General features: G+C 43.3%; 11 protein-coding genes and 2 pseudogenes. 8 read left to right on the top strand and 5 right to left on the bottom strand.

What is annotated here, in order from left to right:
* Positions 1 to 182: 182 nt before the first annotated feature.
* A pseudogene (gene envZ / locus AC0L66_RS01845) lies at positions 183 to 1,503 on the bottom strand (two-component system sensor histidine kinase EnvZ).
* A gap of 92 nt (positions 1,504 to 1,595) precedes the next feature.
* Positions 1,596 to 2,315, bottom strand: a complete 720-nt coding sequence (gene ompR / locus AC0L66_RS01840) for an osmolarity response regulator transcription factor OmpR (RefSeq protein WP_265676603.1) — start codon at positions 2,313 to 2,315, stop codon at positions 1,596 to 1,598.
* 351 nt (positions 2,316 to 2,666) lie between these two features.
* Here ompR and AC0L66_RS01835 point away from each other — a divergent pair, with 351 nt between their 5' ends.
* A complete protein-coding gene (locus AC0L66_RS01835; RefSeq protein ID WP_265676602.1) occupies positions 2,667 to 3,530 on the top strand; it encodes a helix-turn-helix domain-containing protein in 864 nt (287 codons plus the stop codon).
* 61 nt (positions 3,531 to 3,591) lie between these two features.
* On the opposite strand, the gene greB is transcribed toward AC0L66_RS01835, so the two are convergent.
* Complete coding sequence (gene greB / locus AC0L66_RS01830; RefSeq protein WP_006071280.1) at positions 3,592 to 4,077, bottom strand: transcription elongation factor GreB; 486 nt, start codon at positions 4,075 to 4,077, stop codon at positions 3,592 to 3,594.
* 282 nt (positions 4,078 to 4,359) lie between these two features.
* On the opposite strand from greB, the gene AC0L66_RS01825 reads away from it, so the two are divergent.
* The 6 genes and pseudogenes from AC0L66_RS01825 (at position 4,360) to AC0L66_RS01800 (ending at position 10,402) form a co-directional block, all read left to right on the top strand.
* Positions 4,360 to 4,908: a hypothetical protein gene (locus AC0L66_RS01825; RefSeq protein ID WP_265676600.1), complete on the top strand. Its 549-nt coding sequence runs from the start codon at positions 4,360 to 4,362 to the stop codon at positions 4,906 to 4,908.
* 469 nt (positions 4,909 to 5,377) lie between these two features.
* The gene (locus AC0L66_RS01820) at positions 5,378 to 6,112 is read left to right on the top strand and encodes a hypothetical protein (RefSeq protein ID WP_473568191.1); all 735 of its coding nucleotides are present in this window, start codon (positions 5,378 to 5,380) and stop codon (positions 6,110 to 6,112) included.
* A gap of 60 nt (positions 6,113 to 6,172) precedes the next feature.
* Entirely contained in the window at positions 6,173 to 6,832 is a 660-nt protein-coding gene (locus AC0L66_RS01815; protein ID WP_265676598.1) for a fimbrial biogenesis chaperone, read from the top strand.
* Between the two features lie 11 nt (positions 6,833 to 6,843).
* Positions 6,844 to 9,175 (top strand): annotated as a pseudogene (locus AC0L66_RS01810) (fimbria/pilus outer membrane usher protein).
* Between the two features lie 3 nt (positions 9,176 to 9,178).
* Positions 9,179 to 9,886, top strand: a complete 708-nt coding sequence (locus AC0L66_RS01805) for a winged helix-turn-helix domain-containing protein (RefSeq protein ID WP_473568190.1) — start codon at positions 9,179 to 9,181, stop codon at positions 9,884 to 9,886.
* 36 nt (positions 9,887 to 9,922) lie between these two features.
* The gene (locus AC0L66_RS01800; protein WP_265676594.1) at positions 9,923 to 10,402 is read left to right on the top strand and encodes a hypothetical protein; all 480 of its coding nucleotides are present in this window, start codon (positions 9,923 to 9,925) and stop codon (positions 10,400 to 10,402) included.
* A 91-nt stretch (positions 10,403 to 10,493) separates the two neighbouring features.
* On the opposite strand, the gene AC0L66_RS01795 is transcribed toward AC0L66_RS01800, so the two are convergent.
* Entirely contained in the window at positions 10,494 to 11,081 is a 588-nt protein-coding gene (locus AC0L66_RS01795) for a YjaG family protein (RefSeq protein WP_473568187.1), read from the bottom strand.
* A 65-nt stretch (positions 11,082 to 11,146) separates the two neighbouring features.
* On the opposite strand from AC0L66_RS01795, the gene AC0L66_RS01790 reads away from it, so the two are divergent.
* Positions 11,147 to 12,073, top strand: coding sequence for a D-2-hydroxyacid dehydrogenase (locus tag AC0L66_RS01790; RefSeq protein ID WP_473568185.1), 927 nt, complete (start codon positions 11,147 to 11,149; stop codon positions 12,071 to 12,073).
* A 186-nt stretch (positions 12,074 to 12,259) separates the two neighbouring features.
* Here the strand turns inward: AC0L66_RS01790 and AC0L66_RS01785 are convergent, their stop codons facing one another.
* Positions 12,260 to 12,793, bottom strand: a complete 534-nt coding sequence (locus tag AC0L66_RS01785; RefSeq protein WP_473568182.1) for a DUF4136 domain-containing protein — start codon at positions 12,791 to 12,793, stop codon at positions 12,260 to 12,262.
* Positions 12,794 to 12,814 lie beyond the last annotated feature (21 nt).

Genomic DNA, 12,814 nt, shown 5'->3' with positions numbered 1-12,814 from the left:
ACTACGTAACCGATCATCATTGATAAGCCATACGCGTTGGGAGATCCTCACTTTCGTGAGGATGACACCTACTTTTTCTAAACACCATTCCGTGAGAGAAAATCGTCATCCCCTTGAATAAGGGGATCTTCTTCAGCCCTTCACGTACTTAAAGGGCGCACTCCAAACAACCGCAAGACACTCTACCTCAACCCATTCTTAGCGACAGGGAAACTGACTTGAGCCATGAGGCCACCCTGACTGCGGTTTGAAATACTCACCGTGCCGTAATGCTGACCGATAATACGCTTAACAATCGCTAAACCAAGTCCAGTTCCTTCACTTCCTCTTGCCGTATCACCACGAGTAAACGGTTCAAAAAGGCGACCAATTTGGTCAGGTTCAATACCAGGGCCATTATCTTCAATGCACACCCACGCCAATTTTTTATCCGCCGTCATGCCAGTACTCACCTTAACCCAACCATTCCCATAACGAATTGAGTTCACCACTAAATTGGTGATGGCGCGCTTAATGGCTATCGGGCTGCCATTAATGTCTTTAATCGCTTCCATTGGCTCAAAGTCGATCTGAATTTCGTAGCCGCCTTCTGAAGAGACAATATCCGATGAAATGTCATTTAAGCTAAGAGCTTCAAAGCTCTGCGTGTTCACCGGCTTTGAGGTAATCCATAAACTGACCAATGATTTCATTACACTCTTCGGTATCGCTAATAATGCCTTCGGCTAAATAACTGTCTTCAGGCGACATCATTTCTGTGGCAAGACGAATACGCGTCAGTGGGGTACGGATGTCATGGCTAATACCCGCCATCAATAAGGTTCGATCTTCTTCCAGCTCCTGAATGCCTTTAGCCATTTGGTTAAAGGCTCTGGTCACCGAGCGAATTTCAGAGGCACCTTTTTCTGGCAGTGGTGGCGGGATCTCGCCTTTACCCACTAACTTTGCCGCATGCTCTAACGCCATTAATGGTCGATTTTGCAAACGAATAAATAACCAGCCTCCCATCACCACTAAGATAGCCATGATCAGACTATTTCTAAACAACGGTGCAAAGTCTTCTTCTTGTAATTCAGACAAGGGAATACGAATCAGGGAATTGGGCAGTGCATCGATTTGCATCCAAAGAATATAGCTTTCCGACCCGAGGATAAGCCGAACTTCTGTTGGTGAGTTTAATTCATCGCTCATTTCCTCACTCATCAAGTCGATAGACATCGCATGATGAAACTCATTTGCCATCGCGCTATCTTTCGCGTGAATGGTCACGCCCAGTTGCTCCAATACGCGACGCCTTAATGGCGCGTCCATTTCTAGTTTTTCATCCACCGCCTCTTGGTCTTCCAAAATGAAATTCAATTCATGGGCGAGGATTTTATTAAACTGCTGCAAACTTGGCACCAAGGCATAGTTGTATACGGCGTAATAGGAAAAAACTTGGCTCGCCACCAGCAGAGTAAAAAACAATAGAATGGATTGCGTAAATGAGCTGCGAAATCGCATAGAACTTCCTTTGGGGAGATGAAAGTGAAAGGTTGAGGCGTATCATAAACAAAAGGCTCTGAATTCATCCAGAGCCTTCGCGTTATTTCTCGTTATGCTTCTTTACCATCGGGTACGAAAACATAACCCAATCCCCATACGGTTTGGATATAACGAGGTTTGCTTGGATCCACTTCTAACATGCGACGCAAGCGGGAAATCTGTACATCAATGGAGCGTTCCATCGCCGAGTATTCACGACCACGAGCCATGTTCATCAGTTTGTCACGTGACATTGGCTCACGAGCGTTGGTCACCAGCGCTTTAAGTACGGCGAACTCACCGGAAGTCAAAGGCATAGCCTCTTCACCACGGAACATTTCTCGCGTGCCTAAATTCAGACGGAATTCACCAAATTCCACCTGAGACTCTTCTTGGCTTGGTGCGCCGGGGGCTTCTATGGTTTGACGACGCAATACCGCCTTGATTCGCGCTAACAATTCACGCGGATTAAACGGTTTTGGTAGATAGTCATCGGCTCCAACTTCTAGCCCAACGATACGATCAACTTCATCGCCCTTCGCTGTCAGCATCAAAATAGGCAACATATTGTTGGCGTTACGTAAACGACGACAAATCGACAAGCCATCTTCACCTGGTAGCATTAAATCCAATACCATTAGATGAAAGTTTTCACGGGTTAACAGGCGGTCCATCTGCTCACTGTTAGCAACACTGCGTACTTGGAATCCTTGCTCTGATAAGTAACGCTCTAACAACGCACGCAAACGCGCATCGTCATCAACAACTAAAATCTTGTGATTTTCTTGCATATTTGATTCCACCACTAAATAAAGCTATCACCATATCCATGCCTGCGAAATGCGGCATCAATATCAAAGGTAAATGTAACATTTCGTGGGCAAAAATTGCGCACAGAATTGTTAACGTTTATTAATTATGGCTCATATCAGACACATCCGTCACTGCTCTAAGTGATATAAGTGATGTATATCTAATGTTGCCTAATTTTACTTGCTGCAACTTTGTTAACCTGCACGCTAACTATTCAACGTCTACTAACCCTTTGTAACGTTTTAAAATATGCTTTTGTGCGCCCCACCAAGCCCATGTCATATAACCTAAGTACACTATCACTAGTTTATCGAACTCAAGGAGAGATTATGACATTTGAAGCACAATCGGAGAGTCCGTTTTCACGCGATAACTTCGCACAAGCACTGAAGTATTGGCGCAATTTTAATGGCATGTCTCAATTGGAACTGGTTGAAGCGCTGAGCTTATCCCATCGTGCATTTCAAGGGATAAACCAGCCAATGCTCAGTAAGTGGGAACATGGCAACGGACAGCCTTCATTAATGCGCCGAATCGGGGTCGCTACGTTTTTCCAGCAAAGTTACCATTATTCAGAAGATGAACGTCGCATCATTCAAGGGGTCGAAAAATATGACGACTTCTTTAGAGGATTTGACACGCTCTACCCTTATACGATTGATACTTATGAAAACTATCGTTGGGATAATCTGCCAGAGATCTATCGAGAGCAAATCGTCTACGCGCAAGAGCACTATCGCTTTATCACGTTTCAAGAGCTGATAGACGTCATGTCCATTCAAGAGATCAACGTGGTTCTTGCTAAGCACCGGAACGCGGTGGTTGGTCATATTGTGCATGGTAAGGATATTAACGGGCAGAACTGCCTACTTAGCTATGTCGCGCTTAATAAAGATCTGCATCGATTAGTGCATAACTACGCGTGTGAGTTGTTTGAAGGTAAAACGTTACTGATCACCGCGATCAAGCCTTACGCTAAAACTCTGATCTCGGATATCTATATTCCTGAAAAGTACCAAAGCGGTCATATTACTGTGTATGAATGCCAAGTCGACACGCTAGCCGCCAATCCGTTTTTCGACCAAATTCACGATGAAGGGCGAATCCTAACGTTACTGAGCCATCATCAGAAGATTCAACGTAACCGCCGCTCAGCTCCCACACACAAAACGGACGAGTTAGCTCTGTCATAAATCACAGCACGCAATTTGAGCTCTCAAGGACATACCACTTTAGGAGCTCAAATCGCTCTATTTATTCAGAGTGCTGTTGGTAAGTGATGGAGTTAATAAACCACTCCTTATCTCCTTGAGGGGTCTTCACCACTACCTCATCATCCACTTGTTTTTTTAGCAGCGCCCTCGCCATAGGAGAATCAATCGATATATAACCTTTTGCATCACCGTAAATCTCTTCGGGACCAACAATCCGGAAATGCATGGTTTCACCTTCTTCATTCTCAATCTCCACCCAGGCACCGAAAAAGACCTTCCCTTCTTGTTGAGGTGAATAATCAACGATGGTGACCTCAGGTAAGAACTTGCGCAGAAAGCGAACACGGCGATCGATTTGGCGAAGCAAACGCTTATTGAAGGTATAGTCTGCGTTTTCAGAGCGATCACCTAGACTCGCCGCCCACGTCACTATCTTAGTGACTTCAGGGCGTCGCTCGTTCCAGAGGTAATCATGTTCTTGTTTCAGTTTGTTGTAGCCTTCACGCGTGATCAATTTGGTCTTCATTTTGCTCTCTATTAATAGCAACTGCTGCTGAGAGATTATAACGAACTATTTGACTTTGTATGAACCCAAAATCCTCCCACCTTGTACACCAACGAATTGCTGAAATGATAGTAAACCGTCAAAACACCGCTTTAAACAACCTAATCATCAACATGGTTAACCAATGATTTATATCGTTTTTATTTTTTATTAGGACTTATTCTTTTACTTACCCCCTTAACTAATACCAATAATGAATTCTCAACGCATCACTTTCGAACATTCACTGTTAAGGAAAACATCATGTTTAGAAATAAAGCCTCTTTTCTACCTCCACTTAAACTTACCAAACTTAAACTTACCAAAAGAGATCTTCAATTAGAGGATATGGAGCAATTAGGCGTACATTTTGTTCATGGCACCAATTCAAGCGCTTTAGAAGGGTTGGTAAAATTCCGAGCGTTATTATCGGCTGAAGAAATAGACTGCACTCCTTGGTTCCATCGGGCTGAGGGACTAAAATCTGGAGAAAGGTTGAATACATTTGACAACTTGTATCGCAATCAACCCATAAGCCAAGGTGTTAGCCTAAATTATACTCGCAGGTACCACGAAAGCCTTAATCATTATGCCAAACTCGGTTTACTCGATGAGGACAACTATGAAGTGCTAATCGGTTTAGACTCATTTGTCCCGCTGCGTGCTAAGTTTACCTCACATCCCGTTAGTATCGGTGGTATTAGCATAATGCGAATCTGCGCAATTTATGTTCCTGCACAATATGTTTCAGACGTAAGAGCGATGTTCCAAACCATTCCCTCTTTAGTCACCAAAGTACGAAGTTTTAGATAGTTGACCAATCCTTTCGTGAAGATAAACCCCATAGAGTGCTGAAAATCTTACTTCGCTTAGCACTCTTTTTTCGAAAGTCGTTGACCTCTTTTTATTTATCAACTTTAGAAGCATATTTCAAATAACTCCACCAACCAACAACTTATCCAATTGTTGCCCCCCCATATCAAACTGCAAACTAATACCAGATTCTAATATTTAACTTTCAGTAGTTTCTCTCTCAAGTTTGTTTATTTTAGTGCTATAGGCTCTACAGCTGGCGAAAAGCTCAACATCAACAAGAATTAGTGTTGTATAAAAACACAATAGAAAATATAAGTGACTGATATAGATGACTTTTATTTTTTATAATCATTTATTAGTTAACTGAGTTCCAAAAAAACAATAAATTTCGTCTCGAATCAGAACACACTGACATTCATATTTAACCTTACTCAAGCAACAAACTATTTAATTTGGAAAATAACTCATGACTCTTAACCTAACAAAACAAACTCTAGCTAGCAGCGTTGGCCTTGTATTAGCGCTAAGCACATCATCAGCAATGGCTGTAGACCAATATGCGTTCAAAGAAAGCTTATATGGTTCTCACGACCAAATAAATACTCGAAACGTGGAAAGTAAAGACATTGAATTAAACATCACAGCAAATGTTGAGTATGAAGGAGCCATTTGTTCATTTGCTTTTGAGAGTGACACCGGATTTGATGTTAATTTTGGCGATGTGAAACTCAATAACGGAGCAAACAATACTATTGATACTAAAGAAACAGACTTACACTTAAAGGGTAATGGCTGTGAAATGGCGTTTTTTAATATTGAAAATACATCAATGAAAGGAAAAAGTGCAGAAGAAGGGAAATTCGCCTGGCCCGTTGAAGATGCCTATTGGAACGAAAATGGTCAGACTTGGTATGCACTAGGGGATGATATTGGCGTATGGTTTACAACGGTTATCAAGAAACAAGACATCGGTGTTAAAGCATCTATTGATGGCAATCAAAAAGTCCAGATCGAGAATGGCTATAAGATTGTAAAAGCAGGAGATACATCAGAATGGCACCGACTGAAAGACTTTGCTAAAGATAATATGCTTACATTAACAACGATTATGAATATTGACCATAGGAAGTATGCCATTTGGAATAACACGGCAGATAAAAAAGTCGATAAAGTGATGTCTTTTACTGCCAAGATTCAATAAAATTTATTTAAGACCTATATTTGGAGTATTTATATACTCCAAATATATAGAGATGTAAAAATGAAAAAATATATATTACTAATGCTAATATTACCAAGCATTTGCTATGCCATTGCTATCCCCGGAGCTAGGGTTGTTTATATTGAAGGGAATAGATACTTTCAAGGAGAAATCGTTAATAACTCAGATTCTGCTACGTTGGTACAGCTTTCCATATTAAATGACAGCTTTGATGAAGAGAGGCTACCAATAATAACACCGAATATCATTCTATCTAAAGCGGATAGTCGCTCAGGATTCAGAATCTATAATTTAGAATCAGTAATGGACTCTAATGAGGTAGAAACATATCGGACTCTTAGTGCTGTCTCTATAAAAGAGCAGTCAGATACTCCATCAGATGTCGTGGCTGGCATGGATATGCATTACAAGTTATTTATTAGACCGAGTTCTATTGCAACATTGACTATGGAAGAAGCAGTAAAAAAACTCGTCGTTAACAAGCAAGGGGATGATTTTACTGTGAAAAATGAGTCTCCATTGCATATCACTCTCACCTCAGTTGAACAAAGAAAAGAAGAGGTAATGGTAGTACAAATGATTGCCCCTTATCAGGAGATCACATTTACTAAAAGTAGTAATTTTAACCCACAACGTTCTTTTGAATTGAATTACATCAACGACCTTGGGTTCCTTGCTAAAGATAAACGCTCACTATAGAAATATTACCTATGTTACGCTCCTTAATTCTGTTCATTCTGACTACTCCTTTACTATCTTTTGCGGGCGGTTTTGATCTTTCTCTCCTTAATGGCATCTCTAAAGATGCCTCCTTCGGCAGCTTGGTTAATCACATCCCTGATGGTAACTATGACTTTAAAATTACCGTTAATAAAAGGCGAACGTATTTTGAATCCATTCTCTTCTACAGCAATGAGCAAGGAGAAAGCACACCATGCTTCTCAGAGCAACAATTAAGTGAGTTCGGCATTAAACCGGATATCAACTTAAAACAGAGCTCGTGTGTGCTAAGCAGCGAAATTGGCTTGGATATTGATTTTGGCAGTTTCGAAATAACCATGAACATTCCTTCCAGATTTTTGCTGTCAGAAAAGCAGTATGCTCTGGCTCATTATGATGATGGTGTCACAGCATTAATGTTACCGTATTCGGCTGGAATGACGACTAGGTTTGACGATAACTACCAAGCTTACGGTTCAGCAAGCCCACAATTCAATGTGGGACGGTTTCGCTTCAAGAGTAGCCTCTCAGCCTCTATGGTGAATCAAGAGACGACAATGTCCAATGGATATCTCTATGGATATACCAACATTCCTTCACTGCGCAGCAAATTTATGTTTGGTGAGCTAAGTCAAAGCACAGCAGTCATGGGGTCGGTCGATATGCAAGGCGTCAGCTTGAGCAGTAATAGCCGTTTGTATCAATCAGGGCAAATGACGGACACCACGACCATTCGTGCCAATGCGGAAACGAATGCCGAAGTGCGTGTTTATCAAGACAACGAACTGATTCACACTGAATACGTGGCGGTAAGCGAATTTACTATTAACGATATGAACATTCGCTCCAATAGTGATTTCGTGGTCAGCATTAAAGAAGAAGATGGACGTGAAGCGGTTTTTTCAGTTCCTAGTCAATTGGTACTCAGTGTCCTAAAGCAAGGCACTAGCGAACATAGCTTATTTACAGGGCTGCAACGAACCAACTCACACGCCTTTTTAGGAGGAGAATTGATCTATGGCCTAACGGACACTCAATCTTTAACTACTGGGCTTTTTGTCGAGCGCGACTATAGTAACCTATCTGTAGCTAGTACGATGAATTTCGACCTATTGGGTGGTGTTCGCTTTTCGGCTGCACATTCTACTTACCTACCAACGGGTCAGTCAGGGACTAAAATCAATTCAAGCTTAACCAAAAGCTTGCCATTCTGGTCGCTGAATTTTCAGACCTCTCTGAGTCATTTTTTGGGAAATGGGTACCGAGATATCAATAGTAGCCATATTGCCGATATGGTTAGAAAAGGCTATCAGCTCTCTACGTCAGCGAGTAGCGGCCTGCCCTTTCAACTTGGAAGCGTCAGTCTGTTTCAGTCTCTGGGAGGATCAGACAAAGCACAATTCCAAAGCTTTGGCTTAGGGTACTCATTTGGTAATGAATACTATCGATACTCCGTTAGCGCGCTAAAGGCCTATTCTAAAGAGAGTAACCAGAATGACTTTGCCGTCGACAATCGACTCTCAATGAATTTTTCGATGCCGCTCAACTGGGGAAAATCGCGCGTAAGCCTATCTCGCTCACACAGCAGTGGTCGCCCTGCGAGTACCTCGTTGTCTAGTGGTATGCGGTTCGGCGACAGTAGCTCCGTATCAGGCTCTCTGCGTTTCGATGATAAGAAGGGCATTGTTGGGCATGGGTTGTCTTTATCAAGCAATAGTGAATATAACGATTATTCTCTGCAATACTCCAACTCTCAATCGGGCTCACAGGTTAGAGGCACCGTAAAAGGTGGCTTGGTCGTTGCGGAAAATACCGCGCTTCCCACTCGGCGTCTATCTGACACCAATATATTAGTCAGAGTTGACGATGTGGAAGGGTTAAAAATAACAAATGCCGAGTAAAACAAACGCGGATGGCTTTGTGCTCATCCCTTCAGCCTCTGCGTACAGTCAAAATCGAGTTTCAGTCGAATCCAAGTCGATTCCTGATGGAGTCTACCTTGACAATACCGTCGCAAATACGATTCCAAGTGAAGGTGCTCTCACCTTAGTCACTTATCACGTTAAAAAAGGGCGCGACACCATGCTTAAGCTGAGGCAAGAGGTTTCATTAGGAACTAAGCTTTATAGTAATGATGCCCCGATTAGTAGCTACTTTGACAGTGATGGCCGTGTATTTATTGCGGCATTTGACAAAAATGAGGAACACCTAAGTGTTCCTATGCTCAGCTGTGACGTAAGCATTATTGAAGACAGCTATATCGATATGTCTGGCTTAGATTATTATGAAGCCGAGTGTCTGTCCCCAAGTAAAAGAAGCTAAATCATGACACCAACCACAAATATAACCTTGAACCCGAATAATGGTCACCTGGCGGAAGACGGGCTTACTTTCGCCAAATTAAACAGCAGTGAGCGACTTATCCTAGAGGCTCTGTGCAATGCCCAAGGTCACCCATTAACCAAGCAACAGTTATTGGACGTTGGCTGGCCTGGCAAGATTGTTGTGGCTAACTCGCTCAATGTCGCCATCCGAAACATTCGGACAGCGTTAGATAAAGTTGGTTTAGTCATGTGCTTAGAAACCGTTCCAACCATTGGTTTTCGGTTAGACCTTAATGTCATTTTGATCACCAATGACGTCCCTTTTGTCAGCGTGAACGTAAGTTCAGCCAGCGCAAATGCTAATGACAATGACGCCAGCTCTTCTGAACGAGCCGCTCAGCCAGTCGAAGAATGCCCCTCACCCAACGACGCAGTTGTGACACCAACTCGGTTTGAGTTAGTCAAAAAGGTGCCTTTAATGGCACTTTATACCGCCTTGTTGTTTTGTGCTTTAGTGATTTTTTACGTGTCATCGATAAAGCCAAGTATGCACACCTATAAGCGTGGCAACACCACTTTAGTCGGCTCATTCTCTCTGCCAGATAACACGGTACACGCCCTGTCTCAAGAGACGGAGGGTCATGTGGTGTATTTTCGAGATACTTCTGATGAAGATGGCATTATTCGCTTGGTCCCAATAGAACACTGAACCGAGATTTTAGCTTCGAATAGTAAGGAATACGGAATGCGCTCTACCAATGCTCTGGCCAACCTGCAAACAATAGCGACATCAAAACGCTTCGTTGCTTTACTGCTAATGGTTTCTGTTGTTTGGCTATTGTACCCCTTCGCTAATGGCTTGGGATGTAGCTATAGGTTTACTCATGATGGTGAGCTCAATTTGCAAAAGGGCAAATGCCGCTCGGGCGTGTTGTCTGTGTATATTGAAAACAAAGCCAGCGGGAGGGTCATTAATAAGACCATGCTTTGGGGTAAACGAGGGTCGGAGATTTACACGTTGTTTATCAGCCAGAGAGAGGTAAAACCTGCAATGGTCACAAAGAACCAAGCACTGTATGCCGATACGTTTTATGATAATCAGCTGTTGATTGTTGGGCTGCTGCTCGAGACAAAACAGCCTAATCAGTACGTCTCTGTGTTTGATTACCCATTTGATATCGGCTACGACATCACGTTGTTTGGCAAGACGAGTTTTTTTGATTAATACGAGAAGGTATTAAGTTTAGGTAGGTCGTTCTCAGGCTGGTCGTTGATAACTTTCCTGAGAACGCACTTTTCTAACCTGAAGGCGTACGCTAGATACTTACACCAATGTTACTGACTCCCTCTTCCTTGAGCTCAAGGCGAAGATCTTTAATCAGCGCTATATCACGCTCAGTGCAATCACGTAGTGGGCGGAAAATCGCCCACTGAACATCCCACTCTTCACAGACCACTTCGTTGTCTTTTTGGTTGTCGTTGGTGATCTCAATACCGGCTTGCGCTTCTTCTAATTGCGCAACGGTAGCCACGGACTGCTGACTGATTTTCAGCGTCGACTCTAGTAGGTAATCTCTATCCAACAAACCATGTAGCAATGTCGATAGGGCAACACACGCGTCGATCGCAGGGTACACGCCGTAAAAATCAAAATCCTCAGAGCTCGGGATAATTTCTTCTAGTTTTTCGAGTTGTTTCTCAAAATTGATTTTTGCCGTTTTCACGGTCAGCAATTCCCAGACGCTATCCAAAATATCTCGGTATATTCGCGCTTCGGCAAACTGTGTGCTTTCGCAAAACATCGCAAAGTTTGGATACATGCGCTCGCACAAGCTAGTCATAAAAGTGATATGCTGCCAAGGCTCAAATTTTTCGATACGTACCTGAATAGGGTTCTGTAACATGGTCGCTCTGCTATGGTAGATAAAGACCGCGAAAGTGTAACCCCAAGGATGAGGAATAGCCAGTAATGACGATGCAAAAGCACACCTTAGCGCTTGTTACCGAAGACAATGACAAATACTTGTCGTTGCTTAAACAGCGACAGTTACCCGATTTGGAAATTTGCAGCAAAGGTCACGCGGCTTCCATTGTACTGGCTGCGCCACCAAAATTAGCAGACAGCTTAGATTGCTATCCAAAAGTGCAGTGGATTCAATCCACTTACGCAGGCGTTGATGCAATACTGGAGAAAGGGAGCGCGCCGCGTTTTCAGCTCACCAATGTTAAAGGCATATTTGGCCAGCAAATCAGTGAATACGTGCTCGGTCATACCATTAATCACTATCGTCACTTTGCTTTATATAAGCAGCAACAAACCAACAGAGACTGGCAACAGCATCACTATCAATCGTTAAATGGTAAGCGTATGGCGATTTTCGGCACCGGGGCGATTGGCAGTCATCTTGCCAATGTTGTCAAAGCGCTGGGCATGATCCCAATTGGCATCAATCGTACGGGCATTCCACCGAGACAGTCAGCATTTGCAGAAACGTACCACATCAATGAGGTTAACACTCTGCTCGCCTCTGTGGACATTATCGTATCCACCCTGCCCAACACCAGAGCAACACACGGCATATTCAATCGTGAGCTCTTTGCTCATTGCCGGGGAGTTTTGTTCTTTAATGTTGGTCGTGGCGCCACGGTAGACACCCCATCGCTGCTCACTGCACTTGAAGCAGGCCAAATTGACCATGCTTTTCTCGATGTCTTCATCAACGAACCGATCTCGCAGGAATGCCCTTACTGGCACCACAGCCAAGTGACGGTCACGCCACACATTGCCGCCCTGAGCTTTCCCGAACAAGTCGTCGATATCTTTGCAGAAAATTATTTACGCTGGCGAGATGGCTTTCAGCTGCAGAATTTAGTGGATTTTAATAAAGGGTATTAGTGGTTCTATGGTTCTATGGTTCTATGGTTCTATGGTTCTATGGTTCTATGGTTCTATGGTTCTATGGTTCTATGGTTCTATGGTTCTATGGTTCACAAAAACCCATAAGGCACAAAGAATCAACTAATTAATAAAACTATAATTAGTCACACCCCACAGGGCCACAGCTCCGCTCTTAATCCGCTCTTACCTCGGATACTCTTCAAACATCTTATGCACTTGCTCTTGCACAAACACATCCCTATCCGCAGGTTCCATGGTTTCCGTGAGCTGCCTTTGCGACACCGAACTCCATACCACCTCATTATTTTTGGCTTCAATCAACTCGACGTTCAATTTACCAAATTTTTTCTCTTTAATTCGCTCTGGCGTTCGTACTCCTACCCCATAACCACCGCCCCCATAGCTTCCTCCACCCACACCAAACCCGAAGGTGGGGCCGCTACTTTGTAACTCTGTCCCTTCTAAAATACGGTAGCGCACTAGCACGTCGCTATCACGTTCCACTTGTTGAAAGCCTTTGTTTGCCAGTTCCCTATCCACCGCTTTTTTGATACGCGCCGCGTCAAGCCCCACGGCAACATCGGGATTTTCTTGATATTGATAGGTCTTGAATAAAGAAAAGTTGGCGTTAGCATCATAGTCGGTCGCCACGTCAGCCGCGCACCCTGATACGACCAATAGGACAATCGATAAAAAGAGGGGGAGTTGTAGAGTCATACTGTCACCATAATTCGTACT

The organism is Vibrio sp. GJ43-1, assembly GCF_055808835.1.
Note: the sequence above shows the minus strand (reverse complement) of the source record. Positions and strands in the feature narration are given on the sequence as shown.